At 41.4% G+C, this 18,280-nt stretch carries 19 protein-coding genes and 2 pseudogenes; 15 read left to right on the top strand and 6 right to left on the bottom strand.

The genetic code is table 11. The features are described from left to right. Positions 1–147 precede the first annotated feature (147 nt). From ACFX4H_RS08100 to ACFX4H_RS08070, 7 genes and pseudogenes are all read left to right on the top strand, one after another. Entirely contained in the window at positions 148–777 is a 630-nt protein-coding gene (locus tag ACFX4H_RS08100; protein WP_377435285.1) for an ABC transporter ATP-binding protein, read from the top strand. Further along, positions 777–1,562, top strand: coding sequence for an ABC transporter permease (locus ACFX4H_RS08095; RefSeq protein ID WP_249597868.1), 786 nt, complete (start codon positions 777–779; stop codon positions 1,560–1,562). Before ACFX4H_RS08100 ends, ACFX4H_RS08095 begins: the two co-directional genes overlap by 1 nt. Before the next feature lie 202 nt (positions 1,563–1,764). Then, positions 1,765–2,031 carry a phosphocarrier protein HPr gene (locus ACFX4H_RS08090; protein ID WP_034314127.1) on the top strand — a complete coding sequence of 89 codons (267 nt, stop codon included), beginning with the start codon at positions 1,765–1,767 and terminating at the stop codon, positions 2,029–2,031. Beyond that, positions 2,031–3,749, top strand: a complete 1,719-nt coding sequence (ptsP, locus tag ACFX4H_RS08085; RefSeq protein ID WP_048678209.1) for a phosphoenolpyruvate--protein phosphotransferase — start codon at positions 2,031–2,033, stop codon at positions 3,747–3,749. Before ACFX4H_RS08090 ends, ptsP begins: the two co-directional genes overlap by 1 nt. A gap of 308 nt (positions 3,750–4,057) precedes the next feature. Then, complete coding sequence (locus tag ACFX4H_RS08080; protein ID WP_034314122.1) at positions 4,058–4,843, top strand: SDR family oxidoreductase; 786 nt, start codon at positions 4,058–4,060, stop codon at positions 4,841–4,843. 22 nt (positions 4,844–4,865) lie between these two features. After that, positions 4,866–5,753: pseudogene (locus tag ACFX4H_RS08075) on the top strand (NAD(P)-dependent oxidoreductase); the annotation flags it as partial. Between the two features lie 65 nt (positions 5,754–5,818). Next, positions 5,819–6,184, top strand: a complete 366-nt coding sequence (locus tag ACFX4H_RS08070) for a hypothetical protein (RefSeq protein ID WP_034314117.1) — start codon at positions 5,819–5,821, stop codon at positions 6,182–6,184. 100 nt (positions 6,185–6,284) lie between these two features. On the opposite strand, the gene ACFX4H_RS08065 is transcribed toward ACFX4H_RS08070, so the two are convergent. After that, positions 6,285–7,433 carry an aminotransferase A gene (locus ACFX4H_RS08065; protein WP_377434876.1) on the bottom strand — a complete coding sequence of 383 codons (1,149 nt, stop codon included), beginning with the start codon at positions 7,431–7,433 and terminating at the stop codon, positions 6,285–6,287. A gap of 148 nt (positions 7,434–7,581) precedes the next feature. Here ACFX4H_RS08065 and corA point away from each other — a divergent pair, with 148 nt between their 5' ends. Next, positions 7,582–8,565: a magnesium/cobalt transporter CorA gene (gene corA / locus ACFX4H_RS08060; RefSeq protein WP_174878746.1), complete on the top strand. Its 984-nt coding sequence runs from the start codon at positions 7,582–7,584 to the stop codon at positions 8,563–8,565. A 552-nt stretch (positions 8,566–9,117) separates the two neighbouring features. Next, complete coding sequence (locus tag ACFX4H_RS08055; protein ID WP_241637087.1) at positions 9,118–10,023, top strand: chemotaxis protein; 906 nt, start codon at positions 9,118–9,120, stop codon at positions 10,021–10,023. Between the two features lie 55 nt (positions 10,024–10,078). On the opposite strand, the gene ACFX4H_RS08050 is transcribed toward ACFX4H_RS08055, so the two are convergent. Together ACFX4H_RS08050 and ACFX4H_RS08045 are read right to left on the bottom strand one after the other, a co-directional pair. Continuing rightward, the gene (locus ACFX4H_RS08050) at positions 10,079–10,585 is read right to left on the bottom strand and encodes a YkyB family protein (protein WP_052137475.1); all 507 of its coding nucleotides are present in this window, start codon (positions 10,583–10,585) and stop codon (positions 10,079–10,081) included. Positions 10,586–10,876: 291 nt separating this feature from the next. Then, a complete protein-coding gene (locus ACFX4H_RS08045) occupies positions 10,877–11,188 on the bottom strand; it encodes a hypothetical protein (RefSeq protein ID WP_370028936.1) in 312 nt (103 codons plus the stop codon). A gap of 162 nt (positions 11,189–11,350) precedes the next feature. Between ACFX4H_RS08045 and ACFX4H_RS08040 the strand changes: the two genes are divergently transcribed. Together ACFX4H_RS08040 and crcB are read left to right on the top strand one after the other, a co-directional pair. Then, positions 11,351–11,731, top strand: coding sequence for a fluoride efflux transporter FluC (locus tag ACFX4H_RS08040; protein WP_034314107.1), 381 nt, complete (start codon positions 11,351–11,353; stop codon positions 11,729–11,731). Further along, the gene (gene crcB, locus ACFX4H_RS08035; protein ID WP_084737991.1) at positions 11,728–12,090 is read left to right on the top strand and encodes a fluoride efflux transporter CrcB; all 363 of its coding nucleotides are present in this window, start codon (positions 11,728–11,730) and stop codon (positions 12,088–12,090) included. The genes ACFX4H_RS08040 and crcB overlap by 4 nt, the downstream gene beginning before the upstream one ends. A 171-nt stretch (positions 12,091–12,261) precedes the next feature. On the opposite strand, the gene ACFX4H_RS08030 is transcribed toward crcB, so the two are convergent. Next, positions 12,262–13,125, bottom strand: a complete 864-nt coding sequence (locus tag ACFX4H_RS08030) for a metallophosphoesterase (protein ID WP_034314103.1) — start codon at positions 13,123–13,125, stop codon at positions 12,262–12,264. Positions 13,126–13,285: 160 nt separating this feature from the next. On the opposite strand from ACFX4H_RS08030, the gene ACFX4H_RS08025 reads away from it, so the two are divergent. Next, positions 13,286–15,145: an SLC13 family permease gene (locus ACFX4H_RS08025; RefSeq protein ID WP_052137473.1), complete on the top strand. Its 1,860-nt coding sequence runs from the start codon at positions 13,286–13,288 to the stop codon at positions 15,143–15,145. 41 nt (positions 15,146–15,186) lie between these two features. Here ACFX4H_RS08025 and ACFX4H_RS08020 read toward each other — a convergent pair. Then, positions 15,187–15,317, bottom strand: a pseudogene (locus tag ACFX4H_RS08020) (transposase); the annotation flags it as partial. Positions 15,318–15,782: 465 nt separating this feature from the next. Here ACFX4H_RS08020 and ACFX4H_RS08015 point away from each other — a divergent pair. The 3 genes from ACFX4H_RS08015 to ACFX4H_RS08005 all read left to right on the top strand — a co-directional run bounded on the left by ACFX4H_RS08015 (position 15,783) and on the right by ACFX4H_RS08005 (position 17,953). After that, the gene (locus ACFX4H_RS08015) at positions 15,783–16,988 is read left to right on the top strand and encodes an EAL domain-containing protein (protein WP_241637086.1); all 1,206 of its coding nucleotides are present in this window, start codon (positions 15,783–15,785) and stop codon (positions 16,986–16,988) included. A 74-nt stretch (positions 16,989–17,062) separates the two neighbouring features. Continuing rightward, positions 17,063–17,290 (top strand): hypothetical protein, encoded by a 228-nt coding sequence (locus ACFX4H_RS08010; protein WP_034314096.1) that lies wholly within the window; start codon positions 17,063–17,065, stop codon positions 17,288–17,290. A gap of 183 nt (positions 17,291–17,473) precedes the next feature. Then, a complete protein-coding gene (locus tag ACFX4H_RS08005) occupies positions 17,474–17,953 on the top strand; it encodes a DUF3993 domain-containing protein (RefSeq protein ID WP_249597861.1) in 480 nt (159 codons plus the stop codon). Between the two features lie 70 nt (positions 17,954–18,023). On the opposite strand, the gene ACFX4H_RS08000 is transcribed toward ACFX4H_RS08005, so the two are convergent. After that, positions 18,024–18,257 (bottom strand): glutaredoxin family protein, encoded by a 234-nt coding sequence (locus tag ACFX4H_RS08000; RefSeq protein ID WP_034314090.1) that lies wholly within the window; start codon positions 18,255–18,257, stop codon positions 18,024–18,026. Between the last annotated feature and the right edge of the window lie 23 nt (positions 18,258–18,280).

The raw sequence follows: 18,280 nt of genomic DNA, 5'->3' as shown, positions 1-18,280 counted from the left end.
ACGTCCGTCATGGATATATTCGGCAGGAATAATACTAACCTATAAAAATGCGAAAGAAAATGAAAATCTTTACATGCATCGCTACCCCAGATCAGGATAGTTTCTTATAATGATATGGTGGAGTAAGGGAGGCAGGCGGGTAAAATGATATTCAGGCTAGAAAATATTAAGTATAAAGGGATTTTGAATATTGATGATTTGAAAATACCGGCGTGTATGGTTACTTGTTTGACTGGGGAAAGTGGTGCTGGAAAAACCTCGCTGCTACGGTTATTGAACAGGATGGATGACCCGGATAGCGGTTCGATTTATTATCAGGATCAGTTGCTGGATGAATTCAACCCGATAGAGCTCCGGCGTAAAGTCACAATGCTTTCTCAGGCACCATTCACTTTACCGGGTACGATTGAAGAAAATCTTCAGATTGGCCTGGAACTGACAGAACGGGAAAAAAAGGATAAAGAAGAATTGGTTAAAGCACTTGAAACCGTCCAGTTGCAGAAGTCCTTATACGAGAGTGCGGAAAATCTTTCTGGCGGGGAGAAACAGCGACTGGCACTGGCGAGGTTACTTTTATTGAACTCCGAGGTGTATTTACTGGATGAGCCGACTTCAGCTCTTGATGAGGAAGCCGAGCTGACGGTCATGGGCCGTTTTTTAGAAAAAGTGAAGCGGGAAAAAGGAACGGTCATCATGATAACCCATTCAAAACAGCTGGCGGACATGTGTGCTGAAGAGAGGATCGTTCTGAAAAAGGCGAAGGAGAGTGACTATTAATGGAGTCGAATGGGATAATAGATATTGAGTTCTGGCGTCTTTGTGCGGCCTACGTGTTTGTAGTGATTCTGCTCATAATCGTGAAATGGCGAGGGATTACACGGGAAAAGCAAATCATGCTCGCTACGGTGCGGATGACTGTCCAACTCATTCTCGCAGGGTATGTTTTGACATATATCTTTGAAAATCCCCACCCGTTACTTTCTTTAGGATTTTTATGTGCGATGGCCCTGTTTTCCATCCATAATATTTTTAAGCAAGTGTCCCATACTCTTAATAAGAAAATCAAGAGGATGGTTATCTTAAGTATGTTGTCAGGTCCCATGGCTGCCTTGTTTTATTTTAATGTGGTCGTGATCCATTTCACGCCATGGTATGAGCCGAGGTACTTCATTCCAATTGCAGGGATGATTGTGGGGAATGCCATGACCGGAGTGACATTGGCGCTTAAAAACCTCCATGATGGGATTAGTGGTAATCGTGAAAAGGTAGAAGCGATGTTGATGCTTGGAGCGACTCCAGCGAAGGCTGTGAAGAAATATGTGGATGCTGCATTCGACTCGGCTGTGCTCCCGACTTTGAACAATATGCTCGGGATGGGGATTATCTTCCTTCCAGGAATGATGACAGGGCAAATCATGTCGGGGATAAGCCCGCTAATTGCTATTGAGTACCAGATTGCGATTCTGATTGGAATTCTCGGAAGTGTTTCATTAACGGTGGTCCTCTTCATTATGCTGAGTTTCAGGGCTTTTTTCACCAAAAATGCGCAGCTGTCCATTTAATCATTGAAGAATCTGAAAAGTAATAGTTGCAGTTCCATCTATATTTTTGTACTATTTTGTAGGTACCAATAGTTTTGGTTTGTTTGTTGGGAATGATAATGCTATCCTGATAAGGAAAAGGGCATTTCTTTTTTCATTTGGATAGAGAAAACCCCTTACATAACCTATTTTTGTTAATTTATCTTAAAGGAGATTGATCTATATGGTAGAAAAAACATTTACAGTAACTGCAGAAACAGGAATTCACGCTCGTCCGGCAACATTGCTTGTACAAGCTGCAGGAAAATTTGATTCAGAAATAAACCTTGCATATAAAGAGAAAAAAGTGAACCTTAAGTCCATTATGGGTGTAATGTCCCTAGGTATCGGCAAAGGTGCGGAAATTACGATTTCTGCTGAAGGAAGCGATGAAAACGATGCACTGAACACACTTGCTGAAACGTTGAACAGAGAAGGATTAGCAGAATAATGTCCACTTTGATTAGTGGAATAGCAGCTTCAAACGGAATAGCCATCGCTAAAGCCTATCGACTGACTGAGCCAGATTTATCGATTGTAAAAAGAAGCATAGAAGATGTCGGGGCTGAAATATCCCGTTTTAAGGAAGCTATTCAAAAGTCAACAAATGAATTGGAAATAATCAGGGATAAAGCCGAAAAGGATCTAGGGGCCGATAAAGCCGCAATCTTTGACGCGCACCTGCTTGTTTTGGCTGATCCGGAACTTATCACTCCAATTCAGGATAAAATACAATCAGAAAACGTCAACGCAGAGTTTTCTTTAAATGAAACCGCAAGCATGTTCATTACGATGTTTGAACAAATGGATAATGAATACATGAAGGAACGAGCAGCGGATATCCGTGACGTCACGAAACGGGTGCTGTCACATCTTTTAGGTGTTCATATTCCTAATCCGAGCATGATTGCTGAAGAAGTGATCATCATTGCGGAGGATTTGACTCCATCCGATACAGCACAGTTGAATCCGGCATATGTTAAAGGATTTACGACCGATATCGGTGGACGTACATCCCATTCAGCCATAATGGCCCGTTCATTGGAAATTCCAGCAGTCGTTGGAGCGAAGTCAGTGACCTCTTCCATTGAAAATGGTGACTTGGTCATCATTGACGGGTTAAAGGGTGAAGTCCACATCAATCCCACTCCTGAACTCGTGAAACGCTACGAAGAGGAGCAGGAAGCCTATGCCAGGCAAAAAGCTGAGTGGGCGAAACTTGTTCATGAAAAAACCGTTACGAATGATGGCCACCATGTGGAATTGGCAGCCAATATTGGCACGCCGAAAGATCTGGAGGGCGTACATCAAAATGGCGGTGAAGGCATCGGTTTATATCGTACGGAATTTCTTTATATGGGCAGAAATGACTTTCCAAGTGAAGAAGAACAGTTCGAGGCATATAAAGCTGTGCTGGAAGGAATGTCAGGGAAGCCTGTAGTCGTCAGAACGCTTGATATAGGCGGAGACAAGGAGTTGCCTTATTTAGAGCTTCCTAAGGAAATGAACCCTTTCCTTGGCTACCGTGCGATTCGCCTTTGCTTAAATGAGCAGGAGATTTTCAGGACCCAGCTCCGTGCCCTGCTTCGTGCAAGCATTTACGGGGATTTGAAGATCATGTTCCCGATGATTGCAACACTGGCTGAATTCCGCGAAGCTAAAGCCGTCTTGGCTGAAGTCAGGCAGGAATTGCTTGATAATGGTATTCAAGTTGCTGAAAAGATTGAAGTCGGAATCATGGTTGAAATCCCTTCAACTGCAGTGATGGCGGATATATTCGCTAAGGAAGTCGATTTCTTCAGCATAGGCACTAATGACTTGATTCAGTATACGATGGCCGCTGACCGAATGAATGAGAGAGTATCTTATTTATATCAACCATACAATCCAGCGATTTTACGCTTGGTTAAAATGGTCATAGATGCAGCTCATAAAGAAGGGAAATGGGCCGGAATGTGCGGGGAAATGGCTGGAGATGAAGTGGCCATCCCGATTTTAATCGGATTGGGCCTTGATGAATTCTCAATGAGTGCCACTTCGATTTTAAAAGCACGTTCTTTAATTAGCCAACTTTCGCTTGAAGAGATGAAAAAACTATCTCAGGAAGTTCTAGGGCTGGACACGAATGATAATGTGAAAGAAGCGGTTGTTAACGCTTTGAAGAAATAATTAAATCAGGAAAACAGCACCCCATCCATTAGAACCTTCGGATGGGGTGCTGTCCTGTAATTCTTGTTTAATTTAAAGAAAAAATGGTTTATTGCACCAAAATGGGGGTAAATAAAAAGCAAGCACAGTTGTTTAGCTCTTTTAGGGCAGCTGACATTCTCATTTCCCCCTTTGAAGCCGGTTGGTTATCCAGCCGGCTATTTTTTTGCAAATAAAAAATCATAAGAATGATTATTCAGATTTTTCACTTTACGGTTATAACGATATAATGGAATTATATTTTTAAGAAGATGGAGGTTAGATATAATATGGAATTTCATTTGGAAAAGAAAAATGCCTTGATTTTAGCTTCAAGTCAAGGTTTGGGGATGGCTATGGCAGCCGAATTGGTTAAAGAAGGAGCAAATGTCATGCTAGCCAGCCGTGATGGAGAAAAGCTAGCCGCCGTACAAAGGGAATTATCACAGCTTGGGACGGGTAAAGTTTCTTATAAGGTAACGGATATAACAAAAGCTGAAGATATTAAAAGCCTGGTGGCGCAAACCGCTGAAGAATTCGGCGGTATCGATATTCTTATTAATAATGCAGGAGGTCCTCCAGGAGGTTCTTTTTCAGATTTCAATGATGAAGAATGGCAACAATCTTTTGAACTTAATTTACTAAGCTTCATAAGGACGATCCGTGAAAGCTTGCCACATTTAAAAAAACAAGGCGGAAAAATCGTTAATATTGCTTCTTCATCCATTAAGGAACCGATTCCAGGACTGATATTATCGAATACATTCCGGACGGCAATCGTGGGTTTGTCGAAGACGTTAGCTTCAGAATTAGCACCAGACAGGATTTTGATCAATACAGTCGGTCCAGGAAGAATCGCAACGGATCGTGTTCAGCACCTTGATAAGATGAATGCAGAGAAACAAGGCGTCACTCCTGAGGAGATGACTGAACAATCCATTAACAAAATCCCTCTTGGGCGTTATGGGGAACCCGAGGAATTTGCAAAGTTCGTTACTTTCCTTGTTTCAGGTGCTAATACATATATAACGGGACAGTCCTATTTAGTTGACGGAGGAATGATAAAGTCCATTTAAGTTCTGTTTTAAACAAAATGATTGGGAGGAATCTGCATTGATGCAATCGAACAAAGTGATCGGCTTCATTGGTTTAGGAGTTATGGGAAAAAGCATGGCCGCACATCTACTTAAGGCGGGGTTTGAGGTATTTGTTTATACAAGGACGAAAGATAAGTCAAGTGAACTGCTTTCACAGGGAGCGAAGTGGGCAGCTGCTCCAAAGGAAATTGCGCAAAAAGCTAATGTGATCATTTCCATGGTGGGATACCCTAGTGATGTGGAAGAAATCTATCTTGGGGATAATGGGCTTATCGAGAACGGGAAACAAGGAACCTATTTAATCGATATGACGACCTCGACTCCAACTTTGGCAGTGAAGATAGCAGAGGAAGCGAAGAAAAGGGGCATGGAATCCTTGGATGCACCGGTTTCCGGAGGAGATATCGGTGCTCGTGATGCAAAACTCACGATCATGGCCGGCGGGTCTAGTGAGGCATTTGAAGCGGTCCGGCCCATTTTTGATATCCTTGGCAGCAATGTTGTCCATCAAGGCCCTGCTGGTTCGGGACAGCATACGAAAATGTGCAATCAAATTGCCATTGCATCCAATATGATCGGAGTGACTGAAGCGATTTCCTATGCCAAAAAGGCGGGGTTGGATCCGGACCGGGTATTAAGAAGCATATCATCGGGGTCTGCCGGGAGCTGGTCATTGTCCAATCTCGTACCGCGGATGGTTGAAGGGGATTTTGAACCTGGTTTTTATATCAAGCATTTTATCAAGGATATGAAGATTGCACTTGATGAAGCGGAAAGAATGGGAATGGACGTTCCTGGATTAAGCCTGAGCAAATCCCTGTATGAGGGGCTGGCAGAAGCTGGCGAAGAAAATAGCGGTACACAGGCATTATATAAACATTATAATTAAGTGCTAGCATTTCTTTATCATGAATAAGCTGATAGCGACAGCCTTTACAAAAAGGAGTGAAAGCTATGGGCGAATTCGATGATATCAATATGAAATTCCAGGAATTGGAAGATGGCCGATATATTGTAAGGATTGAAGGTTTTAAACGAGAAAAAACCATTCATCAAACAAAGCCCATTCGTTGGGATCTGAAATTAATGAATGAAAGTCCGCTAATCTTGCCGGTGAAATTCAGTCATATCGAAACGAATGCCGGTTTTCAGATACTGATGCGCGAATTGAAGAGCTTAGGCTTTTCAAAGCCGCGCTCCGCAAAGGAATTTGAAGAAGTGATGGCTGATTTACTTGGTTCCATCGTTGAAGTGAGCCTTACCACGACAAATAAGGAAGAAGGATATCGGGAAATTCGTTTTTTACGAAGATTGTATTAGTTGGCGGCAAGGTGAAAAACCTTAGGTAGCCTGACATCCTTGAAAATTGGAAAGTGGCCTTCAATTGTCCATTCAATTGAAGGCCACTATTTTTTTGCGATTACTTTTTAGCTAAAAAAGCTTCAATACGGTCCAAGGCTTTTTCCAGGGTCTCCATGGAATAGGCATAAGATATCCTGAAGTACCCTTCGCCAAGAGGAGAGAATGCATCTCCAGGGACCACTGCCACTTTTTCCTGTTGAACAAGCTTAAGGCAAAAGTCAAGGGAAGAGGCATAGCCTTCAGGCAGCTTTATAAAGAAGTAAAAGGCACCATTTGGTTTGACTATTTCCAGTTTCATCGCTTGTAAGCGACTGTACACGTATTCCCGTCTCCGTGCATACTCGGTCTTCATGGGTATTGCATCATTTCTGCCTGCCGTCAATGCTTCCAAGGCAGCTCTCTGCGATATGGATGCGGCACATGTCACATTGTATTGGTGAACCTTCAGGAGATGCTGAGAGATGGCTGCAGGCGCAAACAGAAGGCCAATCCTCCACCCGGTCATGGAATGGGACTTGGACAATCCGTTCAAGACGATGGTTTGTTCTTTTAAGAAAGTGGCAATCGAAACATGCTCCTGATCGAATACCAGCTCACTGTATATCTCATCAGCCAATATGAAGATGTCCTTGCCCCTAACAAGTTCGGCAATGTCCAATAATTCTTCGGCAGTTAATGTAACCCCGGTCGGATTCGATGGATAGGGCAGAACGATGCACCGAGTGTTTTCAGTTATGTACTTTTCAAGTATATCTGCCGTCAAACGAAATCCATTTTTTGTTGTATCGGCATAAACAGGTGTTGCGCCGCACATCTTAATGATGGGTTCGTATCCCGGATATACCGGACCCGGTAATATTACTTCGTTCCCTGGGATGAGGATCGTCCGAAAGGCAATGTCTATGCCTTCGCTGGCACCAGAGGTCACGATCACTTCATTCGCGGGATCATAGTTAAGCTTGTATTTGTCTTTTACATAATTTGAAGCGGCTTCCCTTAATTCCAGATAGCCGGCATTGTGAGTATAAACGGTATAGTCATTATTGATGGCTTGTTTTGCCGCTTCTTTAATATGCGTTGGAGTTGAAAAGTCAGGCTGTCCTATCGTTAAGGAAATGGTGCCTTCGATATCAGCGACCATATTGTAGAATTTGCGGATTCCTGATATTTGTACGTCTTTTACTAGAGGGTTTATTAAATGTTCCATCTATGAATATCCTCCCTTATCTACCTACATGAATTTATGTACTATGTTTGACTCATTCATCCTATTTTATCATTTAGTTTGGAGGGGGAGAAAACTTTTTGAGATTAATGAAATAAAGGTATAATGTATGATAAGAAAATTTTGAGGGTTGATACATTTGATAAGGACTTGCGCAATTACTTCTAATCAAGAAATCAGTTTTGATTTACCGCTAACGGAAATGAATAATCCGGATATCGAGTGGTACTGGGTGGATTTTTCCAATCCCACAAACAAGGAAATCGAACTTTTAACCAATCATTTTCACTTTCATCCGCTGGCAATTGAAGATTGCCTGGATGATTTTAATCAACGTCCCAAAATGGATTTTTATGAAGGCTACCAATTTCTTGTGATTCATGCTTTAAGGGAGAAGGTATTTAAAGCAGTGGAATTGGATATGTTTGTCGGTGAAAAATGGATAGTAAGTTTTCATAAGGAAGATATGCTTGAACTGGAAAAGGTATGGGAAGAAATTGCCGGTAATAAAATGTTGAAGCAAAGTCCCTTTTTCTTGATGCATAGGATAATTGACAGGATCGTCGATGAATTCTTCCCGCCTGTTTATAAAATTGAAAGCGAATTGGCTAGCATTGAGGAAAATACTGAAAATGACACGATTAACGAATTGATGGATCAGCTTTTCGATTTACGTACAGATATGTCCAGGCTCCGTCGGACCATATTGCCGATGCGTGATTTATTGTACAGAATGATTTCATCGGAACGTCTGAATTACTTGAAAGATCAGCATCTATATTTTAATGATGTGTACGATCATCTTCTTAAATTGACTGAAATGCTTGAATCGTATCGAGATTTTTCGTCCGATATCCGTGATAGCTATTTGTCTGTGAACTCTAATAATATGAATTCAACGATGATGACATTGACTGTCATCACTACCATTTTCATGCCGCTGACCTTCATAGTGGGCGTATATGGGATGAATTTTGAATATATGCCGGAATTAAATTGGCATTATGGCTATTTCCTCATTCTTGGAACGATGGGCGGTATTGCCTTGATGATGTTTTTATTCTTTGTAAAAAAAGGTTGGCTCAATCCAAAGAAAAGGTCGCGAAATAGATAAGAATCAGTTGAGAAATTGGTGAGTATGCATTATTTTGTTTGCGCGGCGGAGGTTTATATCGAAGTGATAGGCTTACGAACGATATGGTGGCGGAATGACAGTGGTGAAAATGAGCTTGGAATAAGGGGGACTCAGATGGGTCCCTTTTTTGTTTGGGCTTTAATAAAAGCTCTTTTCGTAAAGATTGATGTTTTTAAAACGAAACTATTTAAGGTTGATTGGAGCAGAAGTGCGAGACTCCTGCGGGAGCAGCGGGACAGGTGAGACCCCACAGGCGTTTACGCCGAGGAGGCTCACCGCCCGCCCCGCGGAAAGCGAGCATCTGGAGGGGAAATCAACCACAACTCACTACCTGGTAAATAGCAACAAAGTATGTGAAAACAGCCTTAATAAATGATCACTTCTGGATTTTTTTTATCCATGCTCTAAACAAAAGAAATATTTAACCGAATTATTAGGTATGAGTTCATTGATGAAACCATGATATTTTTCCTAGCGGTTTAATGATTTATGGAATTTTGAAATGAAAAAGCAGAAGGGCGGGATGAAACCGTGGAAGCAAATAAAGGAATATTACTGGAAAGTGGAACGAATGAGCTTGAGATAGTGGAATTCGGTCTCGGAAAGAATAAATTCGGCATTAACGTAATTAAGGTTAAGGAAATCATCAATCCTGTCCCCATCACGCTTGTCCCTCATTCCCATCCAAATGTGGAGGGGATCATAGAGCTTCGCGGAGAAGTACTGCCAGTTGTGAATGTCGCGGATGCTTTAGGGTTTCCGCCATCTGAATCTCCTGAGCAGGATAAATTCATAGTGGCTGAATTCAATCAGCAAAAAGTGGTTTTCCATGTCCATACCGTAACACAGATCCACCGTATTTCCTGGTCCCAAATCGAAAAGCCTTCGGATATGTATCAGGGCCTTGAAAGTCAGATTATCGGAGTAATAAAATTAAATAGTGAAATGTTACTGTTACTCGATTTTGAAAAAATAGTGGTCGAAATCAATCCAGAATCAGGAATAAACATCCAACAGGTAAAAAAGCTTGGTATCCGGCAAAATTCTGACAAGAGAATCCTGATTGCTGAAGATTCACCATTACTGAGAAAGCTGCTGTTCGATACATTGTCAGAAGCAGGATTCAAGTACTTGGAGTTTTATGAGAATGGACTTGATGCAATTAATTATCTTGAGAATTTGATTGAATCAGGCAAAGTGGTTGAAGATGAAGTGCAACTGGTGATCACCGATATTGAGATGCCTCAGATGGATGGGCATCATTTGACTAAAAGAATAAAGGAAAACGGGGAACTCGCTGGACTGCCGGTGATTATTTTCTCTTCTTTGATTACTGACAGCCTGCGTCATAAAGGTCAAGTCGTAGGGGCTGACGCGCAAATCAGCAAGCCTGAAATTGCAGAGCTTATAAAGTTGATAGACAGATTGGTATTATGAATGTGAAAAAGGGCCGATGAGGCATTACCTCACGGCCCTTTTGATTTATCAATGATCAATACTTGGAACCTTTTCCTAAAAAGGAGGATGGGAATGGATTGTGAAAAGGTTGCTTGACCGACTTGCGCCCGTGAGCCCTTTTCTCGGTATTGGTTGTGTTCGGTTGTTTTTCACCTGCTTGTCCAACGTAAGATTGCAGGATCTGTTTGGCCTTTGATAATGACAAGGCGGCTTTAGGGTTCCGTATGGAGGCTGCCCGGCTGCCGAGGTGGGGTAGTTTTTTCAAATCTTCCTTAGTGGGAGGTAAATGAAAAACATATGATCCGCATTCGACAATGACGTCGGATTGCTGTGCTGCAAAGCGAGGGTTATCAGAGAAATGAAGTCCAATCTTCTTCGCTTTTCCTTCTTGCATAAGCTTGCTTAATGCGAGCCGTTTTAAATTATATAAATTCTTTGGCTCCAATGCAGTCTTTGCATGTTTATTGACAATAAACACGGCTTGGGCAAGGGAGTTTATCGAAAACTCATCCCTTTCAGAATGTCCTTTCGTTTGGTTCATTAGTGGAAACTCCTTTTCTTAATAAGGTTAGAAGGACGTTACATACAGACTTCCTTCAGGAAAAACCTGTTTTATATATTGGTTGAAATAGGGACGTATGTGCAACTAGGCAGAAAATAGTGAAAAAATTAAGCATGTACATCTCTAGGGTATGACCATCATTTCCCAACACTTTACCATCTATTCATTTTCATATTATACCACTTCAAAATATATAGGGAAGTAAAATTCAATCCGACTCCCTTTTGGTCCAAGAAAAAGAAGGCGTTTATGTCGCCTTCTGTCCAACTCTTATTGAGTGTAGATATTGATATTTTCAGATACCCCAGCCTGTGCGCCAAATTGTTGTTGCTGGTAACCCTGAAAGCCTTGATAGGGAGGGTACGCTGGATAAGCAGGGTAAGGAGGGTAGGCGGGCGGGTATGGAGGAGGATATGGAGGATAGACAGGTGGACGGTTATTGAATAGCAACGGTCCAATTGCCAATCCTGCAACAAAAGCTACAGGAGCCAATAGCGGAAAGAAAGGAAAGAAGCGCTCGTCATTCCAATATTCAGGTCCATATTCATTCCCATATGCATTTCTGTAATCGTTCTGCAGCATTATGGTCTGTGGATAGTGGTAGTAAGGTAAATACTGTGTTTGCATAATTAGCCTCCTTTTCTCAAATTCTTTACATAGTATGGATTTTTTAAAGAAAAGAGCCTGTTTCATCTTAATCTGTTATAATGAAGCTACTTATGATAAAAATTTGGGGTGACCTGGATGGAACGGTTTAAAAGCATTTTTGCAGTCGGTTTTGGAGGAGCGGCTGGAGCGATATTGCGTTATTGCGTAATCTTGTCTGCCGGCCATTCTTTCTTCCCGCTTGGAACCCTCTTAATAAATATAGTAGGCAGCTTTTTACTTGGAATGATAAATGGGTATTTCGCCTCAAAAAAGAAATCGTTTGTTTTTTTTGCGCTGGGCAGCGGGTTTTGCGGCGGTTTTACCACGATGTCCACATTTTCTCAAGAAGTGGTGAATCTCCTGCAGACTTCTCTGCCATTGGCGGGAATGTATCTTGGAGCCACGCTTTTATTTGGTTTGGCCGCTGGTTTCCTTGGACTGGGCCTGTTTGAAAAACGGAGAGGTGAGACTCTTTGATTGAGGTTCTTTCAGTTTTTATAGGAGGCTTTTTTGGGGCAGCTTCTAGATATGTCTTCCAGATTATTTTTAATAGGCTATTGCCAGCCGTCTCGATACCCGTTAGCATTTTACTGATTAATCTTATAGGATCCTTTGGGCTGGGAATGGTGTTGCCACAGAAAGAAAGCTGGGCTTTATCATTGCAGGTTTTTCTGACGATAGGTTTCCTTGGCGCCTTTACGACCTTTTCAACATTCAGTATGGAAACACTTGAACTTATAAGAAAACACCGTTATATAGATTGCCTTATCTATATAACGGTGTCTGTTTTAGGTTGTATCGGCACTTTCCTATGTGGCTATTTAAGTATGGTATAACCTTTATGGCAATTACCATGGGTACTGGTAAAAAAAACCTGGTTTTCTCAGATATACATCTAATGCTATAATTCATAGGAGTCGATTACAAATGATTCATGGCTACAAGTTGTTTTATCCGCACAGGTTTTGTTAATAAGTGCGGCGGTTTTCCCCTGTGTTCTTTTTCTATCATCTTTCGGCTTGGAATTCGTAAACAGTTAACTCCGGACGTGAAAGAAAACGGTAGGGGAGACGGGTAGTGCCAAGGCCTCTATTAACATGTAACGTTAATGAATCGATTTCATACGTGCCTTCCCGGTACTTTTCAGCGTATGGGGGAGTTACCAGGGCACCGGCGAAGGGAATTTGCACTTGACCTCCATGACTGTGTCCGCTTATTTGATACTGGATGTCGTAAGTCCTTGATATGTCGGCAAGGTCAGGGGCATGTGAAAGCATGATGGTGAACACTTCCTTCGGGATGCCGAAAAGGGCCTTTTCAAAATCCGGCTTTCCTAGCATGGCATCATCAACACCGGCAATGATTATTTCTTCAGCCGTTAATAAGGTTATCTTAGCTGAGGTATTTTGCAACATGGTAAAATGGGATTTTTCCATGATATCGCTGTAAATTTCTGAGCCATATCCCCCATGATCATGGTTACCGTAGATGCTGAATTTTCCAAGCGGCGCTTTGAGCTGATTCAAAACGAGAGGGATTTTTTTGTGAGCCTTGTATTTATTAGGCTGGTCCATTAAATCTCCAGTAAATAAAATAACATCAGGGTCCAGTTCGTTAATCTTATTGACAATTGCTTGTAAATCCTTAAGCTGAAATTGAAAGCCTAAATGCGTATCGCTGAATTGGACCATTTTCATGCCATGAAAACCTTTTGGGATAAGCGGATTGCTGATGATTTTATGCTTGGTTTCCAACCATTTCGGTTCCAAATTATGGGCATAAAAGTTTCCGCCAATACCTAAACCGGTTAAGGTAGCCAAAGTACCAAGACTTTTCTTTAAGAATGTTCTTCTGGAAATGGGTTTATTCAAATTAATCAACCTATCTAATATAAAAATGTTACTTCCTCATACTAACAAACAATATACATAAATTGAAGAAAATATCTTCTATAAGCTTATGAAAAACATGTAAACTGGGGTTTGATGAAACCGTATCCGGTTTGAAATTGAACATCTATACGGAGGTAACATGATGACCGAACCAATGTTTATTACACTGATTATACTTCTATGCGCGATTGCGCTTTTTATACAAGGAAAATTTCGAGCAGATTTAATTGCACTTAGTGCGCTATCCATTCTTGGGTTACTGGGGATTCTATCATTGGATGAACTAGTGGCCGGTTTTGCGAATCAAGTGGTCATCATGCTGGCTGGGCTATTTATAGTCGGTGCCGGCCTGTTAAATACAGGAATCGTGGAAAAGGCAGGAAATAAGTTGTTGGGTTTATGTGGGGGCAGTGAATGGAAATCGCTGCTTATCGTCATGCTGACAGCAGGAATATTAAGTGCTTTTTTAAGCGGAACTGGAATTGTTTCCATACTGCTACCGCTCGTCATGAGTATGGCCTTACAACAAAAAACAAGTCCGACAAGGTATTTATTGCCCCTTGCCTATGCAAGCAGTATTGGAGGGCTATTAACACTTACGGGTACTCCCTCCAATATGATCGTCGCTGATGTATTACGGCAAAATGGAATAGGGAATTTATCATTTTTTGACTTTACACCTGTGGGCTTAGTCGCCTTTGCAGCAGGGTTATTCTTCATGTTGACACTCGGACGCCTGTTGCTTCCCGAGAAGACCATTGCAGCGAACAATAGTGTAAAGGGACTGTCGGCAGGGGAGCTTGCCGGCATGTACAAAGTATATGACCGATTGCATTATCTGCATATACCCGCTACTTCCGATATTGTTGGGGAAAGGCTGTCGGACCTCCAGCTCCCTATTCAGTATGAATTGACTTTAATTGAAATCCAGCGGAAGCCAAAGGATAAGCAACTGCCGCTGTTGCAAAGGCAGCAGACGATTTCAGCCAGGGCGGATGAGGTTCTTCACCCTGAAGATATCATTTTGGTGTTTGGAGAAGAAGAGGCAGTTGAGAGATTGGCACTTAACTTTGAACTGGAATTTAAACATTTTAATACCGAACAAATAAAGAAACATTTTCTTAGCAGTAGATTTGGATTGACGGAAATATTGATCGTCCCGAACTCGGATTATGAAAATCAAACTTTAATAGATGTCCATTTTCGTGAGAAATACCAATGTAATGTACTGGCAATCAATCGGAATGGCGAATATATTCAAGCGGATGTCGGAACGGAACGCCTGAAACCGGGGGATGCAATCCTGATACATGGAGAATGGGAGAACATTGAAAGGATTTCCTCGGATTTGCAGGATGTCATCGTTATTGGGAGTACATCGGAAGATGGCTCTCCGGTGAATTCCAAGGGCAAAGCGTGGATTGCCTTGGGAATCACTGCTTTGATGGTCATTCTTTTATCGATGGAATCCGTCCCTGCTGTACTGTCGGTATTGACGGCTGCATTGTTGATGGTGGTTACTGGCTGTGTCCGTTCGATGGAGGATGCTTACCAAAAGATTAACTGGGAACCTGTGCTATTGATAGCTGCCATGTTCGGAATTACGGCTGCATTGGATAATACGGGTGGAGTGAGAATGATAAGTGATTGGCTGGCCGTTTTATTCAGTAATATCGGAGCACACGGCATTTTAGCGGTCTTTTACCTCCTGACACTGATCCTGAGCCAATTCATCCCGTATGGAGCCGCGACGGTTATCATGACGCCCATCGCCCTGACATCTGCGGTTAATCAAGGAATCGATCCACTTCCTGTGTTTCTATGCCTTGCCGTTGCTGGCAGCTTGGCGTTATCCACTCCAAGGGTTGCCACTACCAACGCGCTTGTCATGACGGCAGGTGATTACAAGCATAAAGATTTTATCATGATCGGGATATCCATACAGATTTTCATTGGCGTTATCATGGTGATCACGATACCATGGTTCTTCCCTTTCTGATAAGTCAAAAGGCATTGTCCGTTTATGGGCAATGCCTTCTGTTTCTTTAAATTAATCGCAGCGAAAGTAAGCATCGCAGCAATCGACAATTTTTTAAGTCCCCTTAAAGTATTCAATGCATACCATGCTTTTCTTTTGCATCTGCGGATACAAGCTCAATCGTTTCTTTACGTTAGCATATATAGGTTTTATATCTTGATGATGACACAGATATGCATCCTGTCATATCTAGTTTTATTAATTCTATTTAAAACCATGAAGACTTTAGGCAAAGGGTTCTATCAAAAGTTAAACAAAGTTGATTGGAGCGGGTGTTCGAGACTCCTGCGGGAAAAGCGAGGCCAGGGGAGACCCCGCAGGCGCAAAGACGCCGAGGAGGCTCCCGGACCGCCCGCGGAAAGCGAGTGCCTGGAGAGGAAATCAGCGTTCATTTACTAACCATAAAAAATGGTAGGCATTGTTCCGGACAATGCCTTTTCAATGTGTTTCTTTTCAAATGGATAGGATGAATGGGGAATTTTAGTGTATTGAAAAAAGAGTTATGCAGTAGGAATTAAAATTATTTATTATCAATGCAAGAAACTAATGGTATAATTTTGGCATATTGGTGTTTTCGTAATTAGGGGGAAGATGCATCATGGATACAGAAAAGATATTAAAGAATTTAGACAGGGTGACACCATTCTTTCAACCGATTTTCAGTGCAGATCAACATCAGGTAATCGGGTATGAAATTCTAGGGCGCTATGAGGAACAATCTGAATATAAAAGCCTTGGCCCATTTTTTCACGATTCTGCAGTGCCGGAAGAGTATAGGGTGGAAGTGGATAATTACGTACTTGAAATTGCCTTGGAGAGAATAAAAGACTATGGTGAAGATTTTCTTATCTTTATCAACAGAGATCCTAATTTGCTTATGCTGGATCATGGCGAAGAATTCATGGAGATTTTACACCGTCATTTTCAACCGGAGGAAATGCACCGGATCGTGTTGGAATTATCAGACACGATCAGTCCGGAAAACTTAGATCCTCTGCAGCATGTGCTTGCTTACTTTAAAACATATGGGATTAAGATAGCTTTAGATCATTTAGGACAAGATACGCAACTCGACCGAATCGCACAGATTTCTCCGAATATTTTAAAAGTTAACCTGGACCAGCTTCGCATCTCAGGTGGGGATGCCTATCAGGTCATCCTGTTTTCTTTAAGCATGCTAGCACGTAAAATCGGCGCCAACTTACTATTTGAGAACATTGAGTCCGAATACCAGCTTCGCTTTGCATGGAAGAATGGGGGACGATATTATCAAGGATATTTCTTGGCGAAACCGGAAGGGGAATTCATTAATAAAGATTTACTTCGTGAAAAATTCCATCAAGAATGCCAGTCCTTCATTTCTTTAGAGACCAAGAAGCTTGAAGCCGTTTATCAAAAGACTTTGCAATTCAACGAGAATATGCAAAACTTCTTAAAACAGCATAAGCGGGCCGGCTCCCATGAAGAGTTTCTCGGAGTTTTGGCGAAAAAATTGGATTCAATATGTTTTCGTCTATATATATGTGATGAAGAGGGGTATCAAAAATCCCCCAATATCCTCCATAAGGACGGGCAATGGATGGTCCAACCGAGTTATATGAATAAAAATTGGAGCTGGAGACCTTATTTCCTCGAAAATATTGTAAAGATGCGTAACGAGAAAAAAGGAAGGTTATCCGATTTATACAGTGATATTGAAACGGGGGAAACCATTCGGACCTTTTCCTATCCACTGAATAATAAGGAATATATTTTCTGTGATCTTTCTTATAGTTATTTATATGAAAATGAAGCACTATTATAAAAAACGATTCATGAATATAATCGCTTTAAATGTGTAACGATAAGCAGAAATGATGCGCTTGGAGGAGACATATTTTGAGCACTTACATCTGGATTCTAATCATAATCGTTACAGTCATGGCGTTATATCTGCTCTTTTATACTTATTCTGTAGCAAGGGCACAGAAAGTGAAAGCCAGTTATGATTCGACTATCGATGATTCAGTTAAGGAACATCCTTATTTAAAGAACCCGATATTCGTTTCTCTTTTTATTGGGACGATTTTGGTAGCCGGCTTTATTTTTTACTATGCTTTTCGATAGTTGTAAGAAGAAGATTTCAATTTCATGAAATCTTCTTTTTTATTTGTGAAAAATGGGCGATGGTTTCAAGGTCTAACGGAGAATGTGATTTTGTAGTTTGGCTTTGATCTGGACGGGTATTGAAAGACAAAGGCAAAAAATCCGAATCATTAGGAGAAATTCTATAACGAGGAGATGATTGTAATGAGTAAATATTTAGTTGCATGTCTTGCCAGCGTCCTTTTACTTTTAAGTGGGGGGGTCACTGCTTCAGCGGAGGGCTTACATAGAGAGGAAGTACTATCTTTAATACATGATGCCATGGAGAATCAGGTTTCGATCAGTGAGGAAGTACGTTCCAAGGAAGCGATTGAAGGGAAGTTGGAAAAACATTTCACTGGTGATTTCATCGAGAAGTTCGTCCAAGCGAATGTAGTGAAAGTCGATGGCGGTTATACCGCATTTGGTTCAGATTTCGCTCCGTATTATATCCCTTTCTTCAGTTACGATAAGAATACGGAAATTGTATATGGGAAAAAAGGTGATGTCATTTATGTTCGGGAAGAATTCCAGGACAATGGGGACGGACCTGTATCGATGGAAAAACATGTAGAAGCAGTTACTTTGAAAAAGGAAAATGGCGCTTGGAAGGTAAAGGATGTAAAGTATGAAAACAGAAAATAGAATTGGGGATTTTAAAGGAAGCTGAAATGAAAAAGTCTAGAGAAGGCCACAGCCTTCTCTAGACTTTTTATTATATATTCAATTCCTTTTTTATTTCGTCCAATTCAAAACCAATAATGGCTTTCCCATCGATGACGACCGTTGGTGTGGAATAAGCCCCATATTTATTGGTTAGTTCTTTACGTGCATGCCCATCTGCTTTAATATCTTTTTCTTTGTATACTATATTATTATCATCAAAGAACATTTTCATGATTTTGCAGGGAGGGCAATCAGGTTGGGTATAGAGTGTAACGTCTTTCATTTCATTCCTCCATATATGCTTTA

It is taken from the genome of Peribacillus sp. YIM B13477 (assembly GCF_042787955.1).
GTDB lineage: Bacteria > Bacillota > Bacilli > Bacillales > DSM-1321 > Peribacillus > Peribacillus frigoritolerans.
The sequence above is the reverse complement of the archived record's forward strand: the minus strand, read 5'-3'. Positions and strand labels throughout refer to the sequence as shown.

What these genes read in the sequence shown, in the direction of transcription:
- ACFX4H_RS08095 (WP_249597868.1), top strand. Translation starts at nt 777, where the DNA reads ATGGAGTCGAATGGGATAATAGATATTGAGTTCTGGCGTCTTTGTGCG.
- ACFX4H_RS08090 (WP_034314127.1), top strand. Translation starts at nt 1,765, where the DNA reads ATGGTAGAAAAAACATTTACAGTAACTGCAGAAACAGGAATTCACGCT.
- ptsP (WP_048678209.1), top strand. Translation starts at nt 2,031, where the DNA reads ATGTCCACTTTGATTAGTGGAATAGCAGCTTCAAACGGAATAGCCATC.
- ACFX4H_RS08080 (WP_034314122.1), top strand. Translation starts at nt 4,058, where the DNA reads ATGGAATTTCATTTGGAAAAGAAAAATGCCTTGATTTTAGCTTCAAGT.
- ACFX4H_RS08070 (WP_034314117.1), top strand. Translation starts at nt 5,819, where the DNA reads ATGGGCGAATTCGATGATATCAATATGAAATTCCAGGAATTGGAAGAT.
- ACFX4H_RS08065 (WP_377434876.1), bottom strand. Translation starts at nt 7,433, where the DNA reads ATGGAACATTTAATAAACCCTCTAGTAAAAGACGTACAAATATCAGGA.
- ACFX4H_RS08050 (WP_052137475.1), bottom strand. Translation starts at nt 10,585, where the DNA reads ATGAACCAAACGAAAGGACATTCTGAAAGGGATGAGTTTTCGATAAAC.
- ACFX4H_RS08045 (WP_370028936.1), bottom strand. Translation starts at nt 11,188, where the DNA reads ATGCTGCAGAACGATTACAGAAATGCATATGGGAATGAATATGGACCT.
- ACFX4H_RS08040 (WP_034314107.1), top strand. Translation starts at nt 11,351, where the DNA reads ATGGAACGGTTTAAAAGCATTTTTGCAGTCGGTTTTGGAGGAGCGGCT.
- ACFX4H_RS08025 (WP_052137473.1), top strand. Translation starts at nt 13,286, where the DNA reads ATGATGACCGAACCAATGTTTATTACACTGATTATACTTCTATGCGCG.
- ACFX4H_RS08015 (WP_241637086.1), top strand. Translation starts at nt 15,783, where the DNA reads ATGGATACAGAAAAGATATTAAAGAATTTAGACAGGGTGACACCATTC.
- ACFX4H_RS08005 (WP_249597861.1), top strand. Translation starts at nt 17,474, where the DNA reads ATGAGTAAATATTTAGTTGCATGTCTTGCCAGCGTCCTTTTACTTTTA.
- ACFX4H_RS08000 (WP_034314090.1), bottom strand. Translation starts at nt 18,257, where the DNA reads ATGAAAGACGTTACACTCTATACCCAACCTGATTGCCCTCCCTGCAAA.